Consider the following 20,847-nt stretch of genomic DNA (forward strand, 5'->3'; position numbering starts at 1 on the left):
AACTCCACGGCCTCACGCTCGAGCCGCTTCCGAGCTGCGTTGTGCACCACCCCGTGGCGGCGCGGATCGGGCTCGAGCAGCCCGATCACTGTGCTCCGCGTGGCGTTCGGATGCTCGGCGACCGCGATCCACACGCTCCAGAACGACGCGGGCGTCGCGATGCAGATCGACGGTCGGCCAGCGGCGTCGCTGACAACGAGCGCGCGTCGTTCTTGCGGGCCCGAGTAGTGATGGCGCGCGCCCTGCTGAGTGAGACGCTTACACCCGCCAGCGAGAGGACGACTGGAACGTGCTTCCTACGACGCCGCGATCGCGCGGAACACGTCGATCGTATCGATCTCGTCCTGTTCGGTGCCGTGGTCGCTGAGCTTGACGACGACGGTGCGCGACGCAGGATCCACGTAGATGTACTGGCCGTAGACACCGATCGCGGACAAGTCGCGGCCGTTGCCGCCGGTGGGATGCCACCACTGCGCCGAGTATCCCCAACCCGACACCGCATGAGCCGCAGGGGTACTCAGGCGACGGATCCAAGCCTCCGGGACCACCTGCGTATCACCGACACGACCACCGTCGAGCACCAGCTGTCCCACCTTCGCGAAGTCTCGGGCGGTCGCGTTGATGCAGCAGAACGCCTTTTCCTGGCCGCCGGCCCGGTCGAGGTTCCAGGCCGCATCGTCCTGCGCGCCGATCGGGCCCCAGATACCGGTCTCGAGCAGTTCGCTGAGCGGACGGCCCTCGGCGGCGGCCACCGCCTGGCCGAGCAGCTGCGTGTCGACGCTGCGGTACTCGCCCTCGGTGCCCGGATCGAATTGCAATCCACGGTGATCGCGGACGAACCCGGCGAGGTCTGTCGTGAGGTACATCCGCGCCGTGCCGGTGAACGGGAAGTACGGGTTGTAGTTCTCGGAAACGTCGGCGCCGGACGTCATGTCGAGCAGATCGCGGATCGTGATCGAGTCGTACGGCCCACCGGTCGACAGGTCGGGCAGCACGTCCACGAGCCGCTCGTTCTCGGCGAGCTTGCCGGACTCGATCGCGCGGCCCACCAGCAGCGAGACGATCGACTTCGCCACCGACCACGACGCATTCAGAGTCGTGGCGCCGACGCCGTCCCGGTACCACTCGTGCGTGATCGCCCCGTCGCGAAGCACCATGAACGCGTTGGAGTGCGTGGTGTCGAGGAACTCGGAAGCCGAGATCCGCCCACCCTTCCACGGCACCGTCTCCGGCAGCGGGGCAGGGTGCACTGGCAGGGGGCGCGCCTGCGCGGGCGCGGCAACGGTCCGGGAGGCAAAGAGCTGCCCCTGGGTCGACGGCGCGTCAGTCAGCAGGTGCACGAGAGTCGGCGGCGCCGGAATGTGCATCGCGGCCGACGCCCCGAAGGCCCCGGCACCGAGCACCACGACGGCGACCAGTGCCGAGGCCGTGACCCGCTTCACCCGGCGCCGGCGCGGCGTCGGCGGCGATGGATCCACGGAAGCATCTGCGGCAGTGATATTTTCAGTCATCAGGATTCCCCTCCGGAGAAGTGTCGGTGCGGCGGGCGTCGACGGCCACCCAGAAGGCCTCGAGGAGGGTGTCGAGCACCATCTCGGCGCTCACCTGGGCCAGCTGCGGTGCGTGCTTGGCGATCGCGGGATACATCACCGGATCGGCGCCGACGTAGTCATGCCCCCATGCGCGCTCGTCGGCATCTCGCAGTGTCTGCGGCAGAACGGCATAACCGGCCCGGACACCGGCGTACGAGAGCACCGTGTCGGCGAACATCCGCTGATAGCGGACGACGTCCACGGTCGAGAGCCCCAGTTCAGCGAGCGCCGTCAGCATCATCTCGACGGCCGCGAACTCACCCGGGCCACGCGTCGTGCGCGACGCGACCGCAGCGCCGACGTAGGGGTGCGTGGTGAACACGCCGACCACGGCGCGCGCGAGGTGCTCCAACCGTTCCCGCGGCCCGACCCCGCCCGGCACGCGGTCGAGCGCCATGGACAGCAGGCGATCCCCCACCGCGCGCAGCAACGCATCCTTGTCGGCGAAGTGCCGCCACACCGCGGACCGGTCGACGCCGAGTTCTTCGCCCAGCGCCCGGCCGGTCAACCCGTCCGAGCGCCGCCGCGCCGCGATCCGAACGGCCGTGTCCACCACGAGCTCGGGTGTCAAACGCCGACGCGGGTTTCGCCCGGATGCCATGGCGACTCTCCTTGTCATCGTTGATGACATCGATGATGACAAGCGACGGCCGGTTCCACAAGCATCAGTTCGTGACGTCGGATCTCGTGTACACCGCGCTACGCATGCGAGGTCAGCAGCGGCTGCAATTCAAGTCCGAGCGCGATGCCCGCCGAAAGTTGATCGGTGGTTCAGCGAGCTCGTTGGCGTAGTGGGCTCGCGGCCGCCGGGTGGATTGCGGGCATCGTCGGGGCTCTCGCAGTCGGCGGCCCGCTCTGGGATGTGTGCCGCTGGTGGCGTTGCGATGGGCGGATCGGTTGCGTTCCGTGTCCCCCGGGCTCAAACCCTTGCCCTCGCAGAGTTCCGTACGGCTGGAGCTGCGTTGCGCCTATCGCCGAGAGGCGACCGAACGCATCCGGGCCTCTTTTCATGTCCGCGGAGAGCGGACCCGCGCGTGTCGGCGGACGGGGCTATCGTCCGGCCTGTACCTACGAGGGAAAGCCCTGGACGAGCCCCGTGGAATGGGCGAATCGACGCCGCGCCGGCGGCCTGCGCATGAGGGGAGTGTGGGATGACCGTCGTCAACATGAAGGTCACTCGCCAGAAGCTCATGCAGATGGCGGTGTTGAACAAGATCGACCGCGAGCATCTGTCGGTCGACACGGACAAGGTGCGACGGAACCTCGACACCATCCGCCAGCACGTCTCTCGCGACCCGCTGATGACCAGCTACATGGACCGGTGGGAGCAGATCGTCCGCGACAACGACATCGACGGCTTCCGCCGCATCGTGGACTCGGGCGACGAGACCAGCAACGAGATGCGCAACCTGTCACCGCTCTCGATACTGCTGGACGAGGACGAGCGCCTGCAGGTGCTCGACGATCTGCGTGACCTGCTGAAGAAGTGAACCAGGAACAACTCGGGCGGGCGATCAAGCCTGCGTGCGCCAACCTCGACAAGCCACCCGTCATCGTCCTGGGCCCATAGTCGATCCTCGGCAGTTACGACACCACGGAGCTGCCAGTGGTCGCGTTCTACTCGCGCGAGGTCGACATCCTGCCGCTGACCGGAAACTCCAATCCGCCATCGGTGGTGATACGGTACGAAACGTGTCGTATCGAAATAGGAGTGACAAGAACACCGAGGCGGAGGTTCGCCCCGGACGACCGCGTGACCACGCACGTGAGGGCGAGATCCTCGCGTGTGTGCTCGAGCTCCTCGGCGAGGTCGGCTACGACGCGTTGACGTTCGAGGCGGTCGCCCGCCATGCCCACGCCTCGAAGGCGACGTTGTATCGACGTTGGGAGACGAAACGCGACATGGTCGTCGCGGCGGTCAAGGCCGGCCCCGCGTCCGGTGGATCGGGCACGGTGATCGACACCGGGTCACTGCGCGGGGACCTGCTCGCGCTGTGCGAGCGACTCGCAGAGACGATGCGCTCAGCCGACGGATCGATGAGTCTAATGCTGCTCCAGGCCGGCCTCGAAGATCCGGACTTGTGCACCCATATCGAGGAGGCGACCGGGCCGACCGGCGCGAAGCTCCCGACGTCGGTGCTGGCCGCGGCCATCGGGCGGGGCGAACTACCTGAGGGTGCACGGCCATTCCCATACGAGGAGATCACCGGATCGGTACTGCTTCTGCGTCGACTGAATGCGCTTCCCACCGGCACCGGCTACCTGGCCCACCTGGTCGATCACATCCTCGTCCCCGCACTCCGCGCGAGCGCGGCGAACCCCGAGCCACCCACCCGCGCCATCTTCTCGTGACCGCGGCTGCCGAGCCCATCATCCATTCACATACCCGAAAGGTGTGCCCATGACGGACCTGACCATCGACGGCTTCGACTACCACCGGATTCCCGGTGAGGGAGGCATCGAGCTGAACGTCGCCGTCGGCGGCAGCGGCGATCCCGTCGTCTTGCTGCACGGCTTCCCGCAGACGCACCTCATGTGGCGTCACGTCGCCCGGCGGCTGTCCGAGCGGTATCTGGTGATCACGCCCGACCTGCGGGGCTACGGCGCGAGCGACAAACCCGAGGAAGCAAGCCCTGAGACCTATTCCAAGCGAACGATGGCGCACGACATCGTCAGCGTTGTGCGCGGCATTGGTCACGACCGGTTCAGTCTGATCGGTCACGACCGCGGTGCTCTCGTCGGTGTCCGGGCCGCCCTGGACCACCCGGAGACTGTCGCCCATTTGGGCATCCTGGACGTGCTGCCAACGATGGACACGTGGGACGTGCTGCACGGCGTCGATGCCGCGGTCGCATGGCACCTCTACCTGATGGCGCAGCCGAAAGGCCTGCCGGAGAGGATGATCGAGGCCGTCGCCGACGACTTCTTCGGATCTTTCCTCGACGCGTGGGACACCGACGGGACGACTTTCCCGCCGGACGTGCGCCGCCACTACGTAGACAGCTCCTCGCGGGCCGTGCCGTCGATCGTCGCCGACTACCGGGCCACGGCCAGCATCGACCTGGAGATGGACCGAACCGACCGAGAGGCCGGCGCCCAGTTGGGAATGCCTGTGGGTGTGATCTCCCAGGACTGGGGTTCGCAACTGGGGTTCGACGCCCAGGCCCTGTGGCAGCAGTGGGCACCGGCCGCCACGTACCAAGCGATCGACGCTGGCCACTTCATGGCAGAGGAGAAGCCGGAAGAAGTGGCCGCCTTCATCCAGGACTTGCTGGAACGTTCGCCCGCCTGAGTACCGGTAGGCACCTTCGGACTCCGAGCCCGTAGCTCAACACCACGCGCGTGGACAGGATCCCGCCGTACGTCGTGGCGGTATCACCCCGCGGCGACGATGCGGGAGTACCTCACGATCCCCAAGGCGCGGAGAGCTCGCGTCGAAGCGACCAGAAATTGAAGAAATCCCGCGCAGCGCCACAAGCAGACCGAGATTCACCGCGACCAGCTGAAACGGACTGAAGAGCGTCACACTCAGGAACGAACCTGCACCAACTCTGGCACTGCTGCGCCTCTCACAAGAACTCGAACCGAGAACCCTATCGGACGCAGTCGATGATGATCCTGAGCGTGAGCGCGGTGCCTGGCGTGTCTGATCAGACCGTCGCGGATGCCCGCCTACGCGGGATCAGGAACGCGCCTCCGCCCACGGCGACCGCCGCCATGGCGATTCCCGCGACAGCCGGGTTCATCATCGGCACGGCCGCGGTGTCCACTGCCGCGACCCCGACGCACTGGCCGCCGATGGTGCACGAACCGAGCACTCCCGCAGGAACATTCGCCGGATCGATAACCAGCGCCACCAGGTTGTGGTCACCCTGTTCCGCGTACGGCTTCCCGGTCACGCTGTAGACCACGGTCACCGTTCCGCCCGGCGCCAGCGTTCCCGTGATGGTGTAGACGCCGTCGGAGCCACTGATGGTGACCGATCCGTCCGAGCTACGGCTGGAGCTGCGTTGCGCCTATCGCCGGGAGGCGACCGAACACATCCGGTCCTTTTTCATGCCTGGCCGCGCTGCCCCGCAGGTGTCGGCGGCCGCGGTTATCGTGCGGCCCTCATGCTCGGAGCTTGATCGCGGACCCGGTGCCCAGCGGTGTGCCAGGGCCCAACGCGGTCGGGTGTCCGACTAGGGCGTGTCTGATAATTGCTGGGTCGAGGCAATGACGGTCAAGGCGGCGTGGCAGATGATGGAGTGCTTGTCGTAGCGGGTCACGAGGCCTCGGCAATGTTTACGAGTAGCTCCGAAGTGATCAGCGGAGGCGATCGGTGACGTATCGTGCGCGTGCTTCCACGGGCACACGAGGAAGCTCCACGAGCTCGTAGCCGCACTCGGCGTACGTCGTGAGCATGGAGTCGTAGGTTCGTTCTGCCTCGGCGAGTGGCTGTTTGCGTTCGGCGTCTTGTTCGTAGATCTCCGGCCAGGGCGGGGCGATGAACACTCGAGCGTGGTAGCGAAACGTAGAGGCGGCGGCGTGAAGGTGTTCAGGTACCGACCTCCCTTCGAGGCGGAGGTAGCCGATGATGTCGGGGATGCCCCGGTCGAAGAAGACGGGTCCGCTGCGGGTCGCCGCCTGGCGATAGGAGCGGAGTTCCCAGCAGAGCATCAGCTCCGCGAACAATTCGGGATCGTTCCACGGCAGTGCGCGTCCCCCGATGGCCATCTGGTCCTGGATGACGCCCCGCCCTGCCTCGTGCGACCGCGAGAAGCCTGCTTCCTGCAGGTAATCGATCAGGGTGCTCTTTCCGGATCCTGGTCCGCCGGTGATCACGATGAAGCGTGCCGAGTCCGTCAACATGACAAGCGTTGCCCCTCTCCGGTTCATGGCGTCGATGTTCTGGAAACCGGAAGGCGCGCTCCAGATCATCCTGTGACGAGTGACCCGGGGGCGGCCCCGACGGCACTATAGGCCACATGGTGACGAGGGCCATGACTGGCTCACCGACCCGACGCTGACCACGGCGCCAGATCCGTGATCGACCCGCACTGCTCATCAATAACACCCGAAAGCGCGCCATCCGAACAACCCCACACCACAACGGTTTACACGTCTGTCAGACACGCCCTAGCTCTGATCCGCGATCACTGTCCCCCGCCGATACTCGGACTCTGGGCGGTGATCGAACGAGGTGTAAACCGCTTCTGGTCGGATCCGTCAGGGTTCATCGAAGCCAGCTCGACACGGGTCGAGGTGGAAGAGTCGGTGACCAGCTCCCCCGACTGTGTCGTCGCCCTGGAGTAGATGATGCGGGATCCGTCGGGGGTGAACTGCGGATGAACCGCGTACGTGTCGGTCAGCGGGGTGATCTCTCCACCTCCGGCGGGCATCGAGTAGATCTCGGAGCCGTTGTTGCCGCCGCGGTTGCTCGAGAAGACCAGCGTGGATCCGTCGGGTGAATATGCGGGGTCCGCGTTCCAGAACTGGTCCCGCAGAAGCACCTTCGATTCCCCACCGGCCGTCGGCGCCTCGACGATATATCCGCCGACGTTGAAGACCACCCGCGCCCCGTCGGGCGAGAACGTCGCCTCGGATGCGGACTCCTGCTGGGCGATGACGCGCACGCCGGAACCGTCGGTGTTCATGATGCTGATACTGCCGCCGGTCGAGAACGCGATGGCGGACCCGTCCGGTGAGAAGACGGGCTGATAGCCGCCCTCGTAGACCGTCTTCGTTTCACCCGATTCGAGATCCACGAGGTCGATGAACCTACCTCCTCGGGTGTAGGCCAACAGTGCGCCGTCCGGTGACAGCGCGGCGTAGTTGCCATATCGACCATCGGACATGTCGTCGGCCACGGTCGGGGTGACCTGCCGCAGATCGCTGCCGTCGACGCTCGCTACGAAGATCTGACCCCACCCGTCGTCGAAGGACACGATCACCGGTGCAGGCGACGAGTCGTTCGCGCACCCCGCCAGGATGACGGACGCGGCGGCGAGAACGGGCAATAACCTGGAGGAACGCATCCCGTGATCATCGCAGCAGCCGATTTCGTGGTGTCAGGACCCCTGCGCAGCCGGTGTGCCTCAGCCGGCCTGAGTGTCAGCCATCTCGGCATACGAATCGAACAGCGGCCGCCAGTCCGAAACCGGCCCCAAGGTCGCGGGATCGAGTCGGCCCTGGATGACCGCCAGAAGGTTGGACGCGCCGTTCGCGACCCGGCGGGAGCACGAGCCGTCTGCGGGAAAACCGGGTCGTCGATGATGCGGCACTCCACGCCGAATGCCTTGTGAACCAGTTCTTCGGTGATGATCTCGGCTGGCGGGCCCTCGGGCTACTACTGCACCGTCCTTCCATGGCGATGATGCGGTTCCGTAGCGACACGCGTGGTGCGATCGTGCAGGGACGGCTACCAGGGTGTGACCGTCGTTCTCGTTGAGATCGCGGCACAACTCCGACAATTCGATCTGGTGCGCAATCGAGGAAGGTCGTCGACTCGTCCAGCAAGACGAGGGGGTGCGCGAGAACCATTGCCACCCACACACGCTGGCGCCGACCGGCAGACAGTTCATCGACGGTGCGCGGCGACGGATTCGTAACCCTGGTGACGGCCATTGCGGTATCAACCGCGGCCTTGTCCTCCCTCGACCACTGGCGGGCCAGCTTCTGATGTGGATACCGGCCACGCGCAACGAGATCGGCGACCTTGATACCGTCCGGAGCGATCGATGTCTGTGGCAGCAGCCCCAGCCTGCGAGCCACTTCCTTGGCCGGGTAGGACGTAATCGACGTGCCATCCGGAAGCACCTGCCCGGCACTGTGCTTGCGTAGCCACGACAGTGCCCGGAACAATGTCGACTTTCCGCAGCCATTCGACCCGACGACGACCGTGACGCCGCCGTCGGCAATCTCGTCAGGAGCCGGCCGGATCCGCTGCTACTGCGGCTGTTGTCTGCCGAATGCCTTGCCGGCGGGGTAGGACACTAATTCCATCTGCAGGCCCCAGGGTGCGCGGAAGTAGATCCAGCGCTGGCCCTCGCTGGGCCCCGAGCTGGCGGTCGGTTCACCCATGAGCTCGACGTTGTGCTGCTTCAGGTGTGCGATGGCCGCGTCGAGGTCGTCGACGTAGAAGGCGATGTGGTGACCGCCGACGTCACTGTTGAGGGGGACGACGGTCCCCTGGTCGGGTGCCTCATACTCGAACACCTCGAGTTGGGTTCCGCTGTCGCAGCGGAAGAATCGCAGCTCACGCATGACCGTGTCGCGATGCACACCCAGTTGGTCGCTCATCCAGGTGTCGTCGCTCCGGAACGGACCGAGCGTGTACATGTACTCGCAACCGATCACGTCGACCAGAAAGGCGGTGGCCTCTTCGAGATTGGGCACGGTGATGCCGATGTGGTCGACCGTTCGGAGGCCGGGAATTCCCTTGCGGGTTGGTGCTGACACGATGTGTGTACTCCGTTCTGGTCGATCGGACGAGCGGCTGCTTTATGACGATGGGGTTGTCCGGGGCGCCCGTTCCCTCGGCAACCTCGAGCTGCGCGGCGGTCCAGCGGAAGCTGTACTGGCCATCGGCGGCACAGTCAGCGGCGAGGTCGTCGAGGGCGAGGATCTCTGCGAAGGTGATGCCGAGGTTGGGCATCAACGCGTTGTGTTGTGGCAGCACGACTCCCGAGGCCGGGTCGGTGGTGACCTCGTTGGCGATGGTGTCGGTCCTTGTCGAGCCTGCCTTTTCCACGGTGACGGGCGATGTCGATCAGGACTCCTCGGCCGACGATGCCCTTCTCGGTAGTTGAGTGAACCGACGTCGGCCTCCGGGCCCCGTCTGCCCCAGTTGGTCAGTTGATCTGCACGCAGATCGGTTACCGGCGGGACGGCCGTCGGGGGTGTGATGTCGTTCATCATTGTCTCCAGGTCAGGATGTGGGAGCCACGCTGGAAGGAGGATCTCTTCGGCGGGCTCTCGCATCCGTTCTCACGGCATCGTCAGAGGGCGAGACCGACGTACTTCGTCTCGAGGTATTCCTCGATGCCTTCGGTGCCTCCTTCGCGGCCGGTCCCGGAAGCCTTCACTCCGCCGAACGGTGCGGCCGGGTTGGACACGACTCCTTGGTTCAGTCCCACCATCCCGGTCTGCAGACCTTCGGCCAAACGTACTGCGCGTGAGATGTTTTCGGTGAACACGTAGCCGACAAGCCCGTACTCCGTGGCATTGGCCAGTCGTAGTGCTTCGTCGTCGGTGTCGAAAGTCGTCACCGGGGCGACGGGACCGAACACTTCTTCGGACATGATGCGCGCGGATGGCGGCACGTCGGTGAGAACGGTCGGCGGATGGAAGTAGCCGATCTCCCTCGGTGCTGTGTCCGGGGCGATCGCTCGAGCTCCGCGGGCGACCGCGTCGTCGACAAGTTCGCGAACCTTCGTGACCGCGTTCTCGTTGATCAACGGTCCGAGCTGGGTGGCGGCGTCGACGCCGTTTCCGACTACCAGAGCGCACATGCGCTCGCTCAAGCGGGCGGTGAACTGTTCCGCAACCGACCTGTGCACGATGAAACGGTTTGCCGCGGTGCAGGCTTCTCCGTTGTTGCGCATCTTGGCGAGCATCGCCCCATCGACTGCCCGGTCGAGATCGGCGTCGTCGCAGACGATGAAGGGGGCGTTGCCGCCGAGTTCCATCGATACTCGTTGCACGTTGTGTGCGCTCTGTTCGATGAGCTTGCGCCCGACCGGTGTCGAACCGGTGAACGTGATCTTGCGGAGGCGCTCGTCGGCGATCAGCGGCGTGCACACGCCAGGCGCGTCCGAGGTGGTGATGATGTTGACCACCCCGTCCGGCACCCCGGCCTCGAGCAGAATCCGCCCGAACTCGAGCGTGGTGAGGGGGGTGAACTCCGAAGGCTTGATGATCACGGTGCACCCCGCAGCCAAGGCGGGTCCGACCTTCCGAGTGCCCATCGCGAGGGGGAAGTTCCATGGCGTGATGGCAAGCACGGGGCCGACGGGCTGCTTGATCGTGATCAGCCGGGTACCGCCGAGCGGGGCCTGCGAGTACCGGCCCGCGATGCGAACCGCCTCCTCGGAGAACCACCGAAGGAACTCCGCGGCGTAGGTGACCTCACCACGTGCCTCCGCGAGCGGCTTTCCCATTTCGGTGGTGATGAGGAGGGCCAGTTCCTCGGAGCGGGCCTGAACCAGTTCGAAGGCCCGCCGCAGGATGTCGGAACGGTATCGCGGATCTGTCGCGGACCACTCTGCTGCGGCGGTATGGGCCGCGTGCAGCGCGCTCGCGCCGTGAGCGGCGGTGGCATCGGCGACGTGGGCAATCACTTCGCCGGTGGCCGGGTTGTCGACAGCGATGCGGGTGTCGGTCGGCACCCAGCGGCCGGCGATCAGCAGGTCCGTGGGTACGGAGTCAACAATGGACGTGGCTGTCAGGGTGGACATGTCGGGGCATCCTCTGTGGTGATGGGCGGGCTTCGGCGATGCGGGAGATCAGCCCATGTGCAGGCCGCCGTTGACGTGGATGACCTCACCGGTGACGAAGCTCGAGTCGGGGCTGCACAGGAAGGCGATTACGGAGGCAACCTCCTCGGGCTTGCCGAAACGTGCGAGCGGGGTCGAGCGGATCAGGTGATCGTGCTGCGCTTCCACAAGGGATGTGGTCATCGGTGTTTCGATGATGCCCGGAGACACCGCGTTCGCACGAACGTCCGGAGCGAGTTCCCACGCGAGGCTGCGAGTGAACGAAAGCAGGGCGCCCTTGGTGGCGGCGTACGCGGCGTGGTTCTTGCTGCCACGGTGCCCGGCCAGGGAAGTGAGGCTGACGATCGATGCGTTCTTGCGCAGGTGGGGAATTGCGGCCCGGGTCAGGTACATGACGCCGTCGAGGTTGACCGACATCGTCGTGCGCCACTGCTCGTCGGAGATCGTCGCGATCGGCTGCTCCGGGTAGATGCCGGCGGAGAGCACGAGGCTGTCGATTCCGCCGAACTGCGTGGTGGCAAGTGCAACGAACTCGGCGTTCGACTCGGGTGAGGTGACGTCCAGGTCGGTCACCTCGACCCGGCCGGGGCCGCCGGAGAGCGAAGCCTCGAGATCCGCCAATGCAGCGCCGTTGAGATCGCCGAGCACGAGGTCGGCGCCGGCTGCGTACAGCTGGACGGCCAGTGCCTTGGCGATTCCGCCCGCGGCGCCGGTGATGGCGACGGTGCGTCCCGTGAAGTCGGTGGCCATGGGGTTCTCCTTGGGTCGATCGGCTTGGTCAGTCGGCCACATCGCTCTCGTCGTGAGCGGTGTGTGCGGTGTGGTCGAAAAGTTCGGGGTGTTTGGACAGTTCGATTCGAGTGCGCCGGATGTGCCCGGCCAGGCAGCGTTCCGCCTCTGTGTCGTCGCATCGGATGATCGCGTCGATGAGCAGCCGGTGCTCGGCGTTGATGATCCATTTACCTTCGAGGCCGGTGAGCCGTGCGTATGCCCGGCGGTAGTGCTGTGTGGTGTTCCAATACCGGGTGACCATCGCGTTGAGTTGCGGAATCCGGCACCCTCCGTAGGTAAGTAGGTGCAACTCCCTGTCGAGGGTGAGGAAGCGGTCGACATCGTCGTTCGCTTCGATCTCGTCCTGGATGGCCAGCAGTCGCTGGTGATCCTGAGCCGCGAGCCGGGGAATGCTCTCGGAGAGCGCCATCGGTTCGATTCGCTCGCGTACCCGATAGATGAAATCGCATTCTTGCAGGTCCATCATCGAGACCCAGGCGCCACTGTTGGCCTTGAGTTCCACGAGCCCCTCGGCCTCGAGGATGCGGAACGCCTCCCGGACCGGGAGCCGGCTCGCTCCGGTGCGCGCGGCAACTTCTTCCTGCCGGATCCTCTCGCCCGGGTGCATCCGTCCAGCGAGTATCTCTTCTCGCAGATGGTCCGCGATGCGCTGACTTGCCACCGACGAAGCCCCGGTAGTGGGAGCGGGCTGTTCCAAAACTGTTCCTCCAAAGTGGTCTCGTGCCTGGCCGCCGCCACGTGGGCAGGTGTGCCGATTCTCTCCCACACCGTCGGTGTGCCCGCACCAGGAGCCGTCCGCTGGTGAGGTAGCGACGGCCGGTGCGCACGAGCCCGAAGAAGGGTGGCTCGGATCAGCCCGATCGCATCAGTGCATCAAACCACCCGTTCTCAATTGGATCCATAGCCCGCTCGCCGCCGTGACGCGGGAGCATCTTCGGTTGCACTCTGCACCCATTTATCTGGTGATGTCAAGCACTTTGGCGCCGCCCGCGTGACGACCCTCCGGGGAGTGCGCTTGCAAATGGATCCATTTGAATGGCATTGTGATCGCCGACACGCCGACCGTGCTGTGCACTCGCACCCGCCGTCGCCCTGCATTCTCGACTTCGGAGTTTTGACTGATGACTACGCACAAGAAGCTCACCGCCGCGTCCCCGTGGGTAGAGCTGACCGCGACCACCAAGGACTGGGACACCGCAGACCCGGCGCTACTCGAGACGATGCTCGCGCAGATCATCTGGATCCGAACCTTCGAGGAATACGTTCTCGAGCTGGCCGGCAAGGGCCTCATCCACGGCCCCGCGCACTCGAGCATCGGGCAGGAAGGCGGTGCCGTCGGATCGATCGTGGGGCTCACCTCGGCCGATTCGATCAACGGTTCCCATCGTGGACATCACCAGTTCCTCGCGAAGGCCCTGGGCCACGTCGCGCCCGACGGACTCGATCCCACCGCTGAGATCTCGCCCGAGGTCCGCACCGTGTTGACTCGCAGCCTCGCCGAGATCTGCGGACTCGCCCGGGGATACTGCAGGGGGCGTGGCGGATCGATGCACCTGCAGTGGAAAGAAGCAGGGGCGATGGGCACCAATGCCATCGTCGGTGGCGGAGCGCCGCAGGCGGCCGGATTCGCCTGGTCGAACAAGCAGGCAGGCACCGACGCCGTCTCGGTGACGTATTTCGGCGACGGTGCCGTCAACATCGGATCGGTACTCGAGACGTTCAACCTCGCCGCGGCCTGGAAGCTGCCGGTCTGCTTCTTCATCGAGAACAACCAGTACGCCGTCTCCACCCATGTCGAAGAGGCGACCGGCGAGCCCCGACTGTCCGCGCGAGGTCTCGGATTCAACATCGCCAGCTGGAAGGTCGACGGCATGGATCCGTTGGCGGTGCACCTGGCGACCCAGGAAGCGCTCGCTCACATGCGCGCCGGCAAGGGCCCGACCATCATCGAGGTCGATGTCTACCGGTTCTTCCACCAGAACGGCCCGTTCCCCGGCAGCGCCTTCGGATACCGGACCAAGGAGGAGGAGAAGCAGTGGAAGAAGCGTGATCCGCTCGCCCTCATCTCCGAGCACGTCGTGCGTCGCTCCATCCTCACCGCCGACGACATCGACAAGGCTGTGGCGCGAGCGGCCGCGATGATGCGTGAGATCGGCGACGAACTGCTCGAGCCCGTGCCCGGCGGCAGGCCGGGACAGCAGCAGATCAAGGCGTCCGAGTGGCCCGACGTGTCGTTCGTCGACGTCGGCCTGCGCGGTGACCTGAGCGAGTTCGACGGCGCGCGCTTCGTCGAGCCTGCCGACTTCACCGGTGAGCTCGCCGACCGCAAGTTCATCGACGTGGTCGCCGAGGTGATGGGCCGACGGATGGCCACCGACGACTCGATCGTGGTGATGGGTGAGGACATTCACCGTCTCAACGGCGGCACCAACGGTGCGACCCGCGGATTGTCGGCCGAGTACCCGGACCGGATTCTCGGCACACCTATCAGCGAGAACGCCTTCGCCGGCCTCGGCGGCGGCATCGCGCTCGACGGCCGCTACAAGCCGGTCGTCGAGTTCATGTACGCGGACTTCATGTGGGTGGCAGCCGACCAGATCTTCAACCAGATCGGCAAGGCGCGGCACATGTTCGGTGGCGACAGCACCGTGCCGTTCGTGTTGCGCAGCAAGGTTGCGATGGGCACCGGCTATGGATCGCAGCACTCCATGGACCCGGCCGGCGTGTTCGTCACAGCTCCGGGCTGGCGCATCGTGGCGCCCTCCAACCCCTACGACTATGTCGGACTGATGAACAGCGCCCTGCTCTGCAACGACCCGGTCGTGGTTATCGAGCACGTCGATCTGTACGCCACGACCGGACAGGGCCCTGTCGAGGACTACGACTACTTCCTCCCCGTCGGCAAGGCCGCGCGTCGTCGCACCGGTGACGACATCACGATCATCTCGTACCTGTCGATGGTCAATCACTGCATCGAGGCCGTCGACGAGCTCGGCACCGATGCGGACATCATCGACCTGCGGTGGCTGGACAAGGCCAGCATCGACTGGGACACCATCGGTGAGAGCATCAAGAAGACCAACAACGTGCTCATCGCCGAGCAGGGTGCCAGCGGCACCTCGTACGGCGCCTGGCTTGCGGACGAGATTCAGCGCCGCTTCTTCGACTGGCTCGACCAGCCCATTCAGCGGGTGACCGGCGCTGAGGCGTCGCCGAGCATCAGCAAGGTTCTCGAGCGTGCCGCGATCGCCAGGACCGAGGAGATCGTCGCGAAGCTGGCACAGATCACCGGCGCCTGATCCACCTTCCCCCGGTAGACCCACCAGCTGACCTTCTAGGAGTACCAACCATGGCGAAACTACTGCGCATGCCCGAAGTGGCAGCAGGCGCCACCACCGTCGTCCTGTCCGAATGGCCTCTCGCCGACAACGCCACCTTCGCGATCGACGACGCTCTTGCTGTCATCGAGACCGACAAGGCCGTCGTCGACGTCGAAGCCGAGTACCCCGGAGTTCTCCTCAAGACACTCGTGCCGGCGGGCTCGGAGGTCGAGGTCGGGGCACCGATCGCCCTCCTCGGTGACGAGGGAGAGAAGGTGGCCGACATTGACACGCTCCTCGCCGAACTCGGCGTCAGCGACGTCGCGCACGCCGCCACGCCCGCACCCGCGCCCGCCGCCGCTGCGCCCGCCACCGCGCAGCCAAAGCCGGCGACGGCGACGGCGCCCCGTGGCCGCATCTTCGCCAGTCCGCTCGCACGGCGGCTCGCGGCAGACGCCGGGCTCGACCTCTCCGGGATCGAGGGCACTGGCCCGAACGGGCGTGTCACCAAGCGTGACGTCCTCGCGGCGGCCTCCCGTGCCGTCGATGCCGCGCCTCGCACGACGGCAGCGGCCGCGGGGGCCGGATACACCGACGAGCCGCACTCGAAGCTGCGGCGCGCCATTGCCCAGCGCCTGACCGAGAGCAAGCAGACCCAGCCGCACTTCTACATCCACGGCACGGCGCGCGTCGATGCGCTGCTCGAGGCGCGAGCTCAACTCAACCAGATCAGCCCGACCAAGATCTCGGTCAACGACATGCTGATCAAGGCGCTGGCTAAGGCACACCAGCTGGTGCCCCAGATGAACGCGATCTGGACGCCGGATGCGATCCGCAGGTTCGACGGCGTCGACATCAGTGTCGCCATCGCCTCCGACCGCGGGCTGCTGACACCGGTCCTGCGCAATGTCGACAAGCTGTCGATCTCGGAAATCGCCTCTGCTACAAAAGACTTCGTCGTCCGTGCGCAGGAGGGCAAGATCAAGCAGGCCGAGCTCGAAGGTGGCTCGACGACGATCTCCAACCTGGGGATGTACGGAGTCCCGGAGTTCTCGGCGATCATCAACCCCCCGCAGTCCTCGATTCTCGCGGTCGGCGCCGCCGCCGAGGAGCCCGTCGCGGTCGACGGCCGGCTCGAAGTGGCCACCGTGCTGCGGGTGGTGCTCTCGGTCGACCACCGTCCTGTCGACGGCGCTCACGCCGCGGAGTGGATGAAGCACTTCACCGATGTCCTCGAGAACCCGCTGCGCATGTTCGCCTGACGACCCCACCGGTCCGACACAGAAAGCCAGAATATGACCGACCACTACGACGTCGTTGTCCTCGGCGCCGGACCCGGAGGCTATGTTGCCGCAATCCGGGCTGCTCAACTGGGGCTCTCGACGGCTGTCATCGAGGAAAAGTATTGGGGCGGTGTGTGCCTGAACGTCGGGTGCATTCCATCGAAGGCGTTGCTCCGGCATGCCGAGATCGCTCACCTCGTCACCAAGGAGGCCGACACCTTCGGTATCCAGGGTGACGTGTCGCTCGACTTCGGCGTGGCCTTCCGCCGGAGCCGCCACGTCGCCGACGGGCGCACCAAGGGCGTGCACTACCTGATGAAGAAGAACGGCATCACCGAGCTGAACGGCCGGGGCCGCTTCGTCGATGCCCACACCATCGAAGTCGATGGTCCCAGCCCCGTCACGGTGACGTTCGATCACGCGATCATCGCCACCGGAGCCAAGCCCCGACTGCTTCCGGGCACCTCGTCGAGCGAACGAGTAGTCACCTACGAGGAGCAGATTCTGGCCTCGGAGTTGCCCGCCCGGGTCGTGATCGCCGGCGCCGGTGCGATCGGCATCGAATTCGCGTATGTGCTCAACAGTTTCGGGGTCGACGTCACTCTCGTCGAGTACGCCGACCGAATTCTTCCCCTCGAAGACGCCGAGGTCTCGGCCGAACTTGCCAAGCGGTACAAGAAGGACGGGATCACCGTACTCACCTCGACGGCAGTCGAGCGCATCGTCGAGTCTGACGACACGGTGACGGTGGTCGTCACCCGTGACGGAACAGAGCAGGAGCTCGAGGCCGACAAGGTCATCCAGGCCATCGGTTTCGCGCCCAACATCGACGGTTACGGTCTCGACGCCACCGGTGTGACGGTGACCGATCATGGTGCAATCGAGGTCGACGACGCCATGCGCACGTCGATTCCACACATCTTCGCGATCGGCGACGTCACCGCCAAGCTGATGCTCGCGCACGTCGCCGAGGCACAGGGAGTCGTGGCGGCCGAGACCATCGCCGGGGTGCGCACTGTCGCGGTGAACTACCCGATGATTCCGCGGGCGACATTCTGCCAACCGCAGGTGGCCAGCTTCGGCTGGACCGAACAGCAGGCACGCGAGCGCGCCGAGGAGAACGGCTGGGACATCCAGGTGGCCACCTTCCCGTTCAGCGCCAACGGCAAGGCGCACGGGCACGGAGATCCGCTTGGCTTCGTCAAGCTGGTCGCCGATGCCACGTACGGTGAGCTGCTCGGCGGCCACCTGATCGGACCAGAGGTGACGGAGCTCCTTCCTGAGCTGACGTTGGCGCAGAAGTTCGAACTCACCGCGTCGGATCTGATCCGGAATGTGCATGCGCACCCGACCCTCAGCGAAGCGCTACAGGAAGCCTTCCACGGTCTAGCAGGTCACATGATCAACCTCTGACGCCACCTGGTGTCGGTCAGTCTCATGAAAGGGCGCAGTGATGACGGTGGCTCCGGAAGGCCGGAAACTGCTTCGTGTCGAGGTCCGCAACGCGCGGACACCGATCGAGCGGAAGCCGAACTGGATCAAGACCCGCGCGAAGATGGGCCCGGAGTTCACCGAACTCAAATCGCTGGTCAAGTCCGAGGGTCTGCACACGGTCTGCGAGGAGGCCGGGTGCCCCAACATCTACGAATGCTGGGAGGACCGCGAGGCCACCTTCCTCATCGGCGGCAACCAGTGCACCCGGCGCTGCGACTTCTGTCAGATCGACACGGGAAGACCCGCCGACCTGGACAGCGACGAGCCGCGCCGGGTCGCCGAATCGGTCCGGTCGATGGGCCTGCGGTACTCGACGATCACCGGCGTCGCCCGCGACGACCTGTCCGACGAGGGCGCCTGGCTCTACGCCGAGACGGTCCGCCAGATCCATGCCCTCAACCCGACCACCGGTGTGGAGAACCTGATCCCAGATTTCCATGCCGAGCCGGATCTGCTGGCGGAGGTGTTCGACGCGCGCCCCGAGGTCCTCGCGCACAACCTGGAGACGGTGCCGCGGATCTTCAAGCGGATCCGCCCGGCGTTCCGCTACGAGCGTTCGCTCGATGTGATCACCGCCGCCCGCGACTTCGGCCTGGTCACCAAGTCGAACCTGATCCTCGGAATGGGTGAGACGCCGGAGGAGGTGCAGTCCGCGATGGTGGACCTGCACGAGGCCGGGTGCGACATCATCACCGTCACCCAGTACCTGCGCCCCTCGCCGCGGCATCACCCCGTCGAACGTTGGGTCAGGCCGGAGGAGTTCGTCGAGCACTCCGAGTTCGCCACCGAACTCGGGTTCGCCGGGGTGATGGCGGGGCCGCTGGTCCGCTCGTCGTACCGGGCCGGCCGCCTCTACGCGCAGGCCATGGCCAAGCACGGCCGCCCACTGCCCGCCGGCCAGGCCCACCTCGCCGAGAAAGGAACCACAGTCCAGGAAGTACACACACTCTGATCTTCGGAGAGAAGGACCCCCGATGACCGACATCCACGCCGCCTACCCGGACCTGTCCGGCCAATCGGCCACGATCACGGGTGAAGCCCGTGGTGCCGGCCCGACCAATGCGGCGACGCACCTTCGGGCGTGCCTGCGGCCCCGTCGGGTTCAGTCGCCGCCGAGGTCTCGACAACCTGGTCAGGACCGCCCAGGTGCCGACGCGTCGAGCGGCCCTGGTCGAGACGCGTTGCCGAACAACACAATGCGCCATCCACGCGAGCTCGTGGACAGGTGGCGGTGTCGGTGAGCCGGTGCAGATCCGGTCCACCAACCGTCGCGGTACCGGGCCGGGCTCGATCGTGATCTTCGCGGGTTGGGCCGGAGTCCGTCCTACCACCATTGCCCGGCGTCGCCGATGCCGAGCAATCACCAATCGTCAAGGCGCCGTTGATGCGCCGCTGCCCGTGTCAGCGCAACCACACCCCAAGGCGGCCGTCCGGCGCTGACATTCCATCCGAAAGGAACCACCCCAGTGACACTATCCGACGCCACATCGCCACCATCGGTAGTCGCGACAACACCTCTGTCCGACGCGCAGCGCCGTCGCTCCCTCCGCGCCAGCACGGCAGGCAATATCCTCGAGTGGTACGAGTGGACCACCTACTCGGCGCTGTCACCGTTCATCGCAAAGGCGATGTTCGCCTCATCCGATCCCAGTGCCGCGCTCCTGTCCGTTTTCGCGGTGTTCGCCGTCGGCTTTCTGATGCGACCCATCGGCGGGGTGGTCTTCGGCATCATCGGTGACCGGATCGGTCGACGCGCGGTCCTCATCAGCACCATGCTCTCGATGGCTGCGGCCTGCCTCGCAATCGGCCTCCTGCCGACCTACGCCTCCATCGGGATCTGGTCGTCGGCGCTGCTGCTGCTCCTACGCTGCATTCAGGGGTTCGCGCACGGTGGCGAGTCGTCGGCCTCGGCCACATACGTCTCCGAGATCGCGCCTCCGGCGCACCGCGGCCTGTGGGGCTCCGCAGCCGGCACGGCAATCATCGGCGGTAGCCTCTTCTCGTTCCTGGTCAGCGCCGCGCTCACCTCCGTCCTGGGTGCCGATGCGATGCAGGAGTGGGGTTGGCGGATTCCCTTCCTGCTCGGCGGTGTGATGGCCGTTGTGGTGCTGTGGATGCGCCGTGAGATGCACGAAAGCGATGTATTCACGGAGACCCAGGCGGAGGAAAACGACCCGGTCGAACCCCCCGCGCGCCGGGCGGTGGTGCTTGCTGCGGTTCGACTGATCGCCTTCATCGCTGGCTTGACCTGCTTCAACTACGTCTGGATGACCTTCATGACGACGTACGCCATCAGCGAGAAGGGGATGTCTCCCGGAGCCGCGTACTGGGTCACTGCGCTCGGCCAGCTCATCTGCCTCGTGATCACCCCCTTCATGGGCCGCCTGTCCGACCGAATCGGCCGTAAGCCCATGATGTTCGGATACGCGGCACTCGCGGTCATCATCACATTCCCCTTCACCGCACTGGTCAACGACCAGCCGTGGACATTGTTCGTCACCGTCACAGCCGGCCTGTCGATCTGGGCGATGTGCAACTCGATCTTCCCCGCGCTGCTGGCGGAGAACTTCCCGACCCGACTCCGTGGCCGCGGCGTCGGCTTCAGCTACTCCATCGCTGTCGCACTGTTCGGTGGCACGGCGCCCTATCTCAACCAACTCTTCGTGTCACTCGACAAGGGGTGGGTCTTCAACCTGTACGTCATGGGACTCTGCAGCATCGGGTTCGTGGCGACGTTCTTCTTCAAGGAGACCCGGGGAATCAACCTCAACGACGTGCGTCTCGACCGCTGACGCATCGAACATGACGAGGCCGGTGACCCGTCCAGCTGGGACGGGTCACCGGCCTCGTCGTCAAGCGATCCAGCCCAGTGCCTCGGAGGCCGATACGA

At 65.7% G+C, this 20,847-nt stretch carries 18 protein-coding genes and 2 pseudogenes; 9 read left to right on the plus strand and 11 right to left on the minus strand.

Translation table 11 applies throughout. From position 1 onward, the window contains the following. Nucleotides 1–296 precede the first annotated feature (296 nt). Complete coding sequence (locus ACQ5DX_RS12535; RefSeq protein ID WP_430332936.1) at nt 297–1,511, minus strand: serine hydrolase domain-containing protein; 1,215 nt, start codon at nt 1,509–1,511, stop codon at nt 297–299. Then, nucleotides 1,504–2,193 carry a TetR/AcrR family transcriptional regulator gene (locus ACQ5DX_RS12540; protein WP_430332937.1) on the minus strand — a complete coding sequence of 230 codons (690 nt, stop codon included), beginning with the start codon at nt 2,191–2,193 and terminating at the stop codon, nt 1,504–1,506. Before ACQ5DX_RS12540 ends, ACQ5DX_RS12535 begins: the two co-directional genes overlap by 8 nt. A 550-nt stretch (nt 2,194–2,743) precedes the next feature. Between ACQ5DX_RS12540 and ACQ5DX_RS12545 the strand changes: the two genes are divergently transcribed. The 3 genes from ACQ5DX_RS12545 to ACQ5DX_RS12555 all read left to right on the plus strand — a co-directional run bounded on the left by ACQ5DX_RS12545 (nt 2,744) and on the right by ACQ5DX_RS12555 (nt 4,884). Then, complete coding sequence (locus tag ACQ5DX_RS12545) at nt 2,744–3,082, plus strand: hypothetical protein (protein WP_430332938.1); 339 nt, start codon at nt 2,744–2,746, stop codon at nt 3,080–3,082. 202 nt (nt 3,083–3,284) lie between these two features. After that, a complete protein-coding gene (locus ACQ5DX_RS12550) occupies nt 3,285–3,944 on the plus strand; it encodes a TetR/AcrR family transcriptional regulator (protein ID WP_430332939.1) in 660 nt (219 codons plus the stop codon). 49 nt (nt 3,945–3,993) lie between these two features. Beyond that, nucleotides 3,994–4,884, plus strand: coding sequence for an alpha/beta fold hydrolase (locus tag ACQ5DX_RS12555; RefSeq protein WP_430332940.1), 891 nt, complete (start codon nt 3,994–3,996; stop codon nt 4,882–4,884). A gap of 358 nt (nt 4,885–5,242) precedes the next feature. Here the strand turns inward: ACQ5DX_RS12555 and ACQ5DX_RS12560 are convergent, their stop codons facing one another. From ACQ5DX_RS12560 to ACQ5DX_RS12585, 6 genes and pseudogenes are all read right to left on the minus strand, one after another. Beyond that, nucleotides 5,243–5,509, minus strand: a complete 267-nt coding sequence (locus ACQ5DX_RS12560; protein ID WP_430332941.1) for a hypothetical protein — start codon at nt 5,507–5,509, stop codon at nt 5,243–5,245. A gap of 388 nt (nt 5,510–5,897) precedes the next feature. After that, nucleotides 5,898–6,512: an AAA family ATPase gene (locus tag ACQ5DX_RS12565; RefSeq protein WP_430332942.1), complete on the minus strand. Its 615-nt coding sequence runs from the start codon at nt 6,510–6,512 to the stop codon at nt 5,898–5,900. Between the two features lie 215 nt (nt 6,513–6,727). Next, nucleotides 6,728–7,609, minus strand: a complete 882-nt coding sequence (locus tag ACQ5DX_RS12570) for a TolB family protein (protein WP_430332943.1) — start codon at nt 7,607–7,609, stop codon at nt 6,728–6,730. A gap of 178 nt (nt 7,610–7,787) precedes the next feature. After that, nucleotides 7,788–8,495: pseudogene (locus tag ACQ5DX_RS12575) on the minus strand (ABC transporter ATP-binding protein); the annotation flags it as partial. Between the two features lie 24 nt (nt 8,496–8,519). Next, a complete protein-coding gene (locus ACQ5DX_RS12580) occupies nt 8,520–9,032 on the minus strand; it encodes a VOC family protein (RefSeq protein WP_430332944.1) in 513 nt (170 codons plus the stop codon). 40 nt (nt 9,033–9,072) lie between these two features. Then, nucleotides 9,073–9,300, minus strand: a pseudogene (locus ACQ5DX_RS12585) (cyclase family protein); the annotation flags it as partial. On the opposite strand from ACQ5DX_RS12585, the gene ACQ5DX_RS12590 reads away from it, so the two are divergent. Then, entirely contained in the window at nt 9,221–9,382 is a 162-nt protein-coding gene (locus tag ACQ5DX_RS12590; RefSeq protein ID WP_430335816.1) for a hypothetical protein, read from the plus strand. The pseudogene ACQ5DX_RS12585 and the gene ACQ5DX_RS12590 sit on opposite strands and share 80 nt — an antisense overlap. A 189-nt stretch (nt 9,383–9,571) precedes the next feature. On the opposite strand, the gene ACQ5DX_RS12595 is transcribed toward ACQ5DX_RS12590, so the two are convergent. From ACQ5DX_RS12595 to ACQ5DX_RS12605, 3 genes are read right to left on the minus strand one after another with little or no spacing between them, the layout of a single operon-like run. Further along, nucleotides 9,572–11,029, minus strand: coding sequence for an NAD-dependent succinate-semialdehyde dehydrogenase (locus ACQ5DX_RS12595; RefSeq protein WP_430332945.1), 1,458 nt, complete (start codon nt 11,027–11,029; stop codon nt 9,572–9,574). A gap of 48 nt (nt 11,030–11,077) precedes the next feature. Next, nucleotides 11,078–11,818: an SDR family NAD(P)-dependent oxidoreductase gene (locus tag ACQ5DX_RS12600; protein ID WP_430332946.1), complete on the minus strand. Its 741-nt coding sequence runs from the start codon at nt 11,816–11,818 to the stop codon at nt 11,078–11,080. A gap of 28 nt (nt 11,819–11,846) precedes the next feature. Further along, a complete protein-coding gene (locus ACQ5DX_RS12605; RefSeq protein WP_430332947.1) occupies nt 11,847–12,521 on the minus strand; it encodes a GntR family transcriptional regulator in 675 nt (224 codons plus the stop codon). Between the two features lie 460 nt (nt 12,522–12,981). Between ACQ5DX_RS12605 and ACQ5DX_RS12610 the strand changes: the two genes are divergently transcribed. The 5 genes from ACQ5DX_RS12610 (at nt 12,982) to ACQ5DX_RS12630 (ending at nt 20,749) form a co-directional block, all read left to right on the plus strand. After that, nucleotides 12,982–15,159: an alpha-ketoacid dehydrogenase subunit alpha/beta gene (locus tag ACQ5DX_RS12610; protein ID WP_430332948.1), complete on the plus strand. Its 2,178-nt coding sequence runs from the start codon at nt 12,982–12,984 to the stop codon at nt 15,157–15,159. A gap of 50 nt (nt 15,160–15,209) precedes the next feature. Further along, entirely contained in the window at nt 15,210–16,442 is a 1,233-nt protein-coding gene (locus ACQ5DX_RS12615; RefSeq protein ID WP_430332949.1) for a dihydrolipoamide acetyltransferase family protein, read from the plus strand. A 33-nt stretch (nt 16,443–16,475) separates the two neighbouring features. Then, complete coding sequence (gene lpdA, locus ACQ5DX_RS12620) at nt 16,476–17,876, plus strand: dihydrolipoyl dehydrogenase (RefSeq protein WP_430332950.1); 1,401 nt, start codon at nt 16,476–16,478, stop codon at nt 17,874–17,876. Nucleotides 17,877–17,916: 40 nt separating this feature from the next. After that, the gene (gene lipA, locus ACQ5DX_RS12625) at nt 17,917–18,909 is read left to right on the plus strand and encodes a lipoyl synthase (RefSeq protein WP_430332951.1); all 993 of its coding nucleotides are present in this window, start codon (nt 17,917–17,919) and stop codon (nt 18,907–18,909) included. Nucleotides 18,910–19,423: 514 nt separating this feature from the next. Continuing rightward, nucleotides 19,424–20,749, plus strand: coding sequence for an MFS transporter (locus ACQ5DX_RS12630; RefSeq protein WP_430332952.1), 1,326 nt, complete (start codon nt 19,424–19,426; stop codon nt 20,747–20,749). The last annotated feature ends 98 nt before the right edge of the window (nt 20,750–20,847 follow it).

Origin of the sequence: Rhodococcus sp. ACT016, assembly GCF_050477185.1 — a bacterium.
GTDB lineage: Bacteria > Actinomycetota > Actinomycetes > Mycobacteriales > Mycobacteriaceae > Prescottella.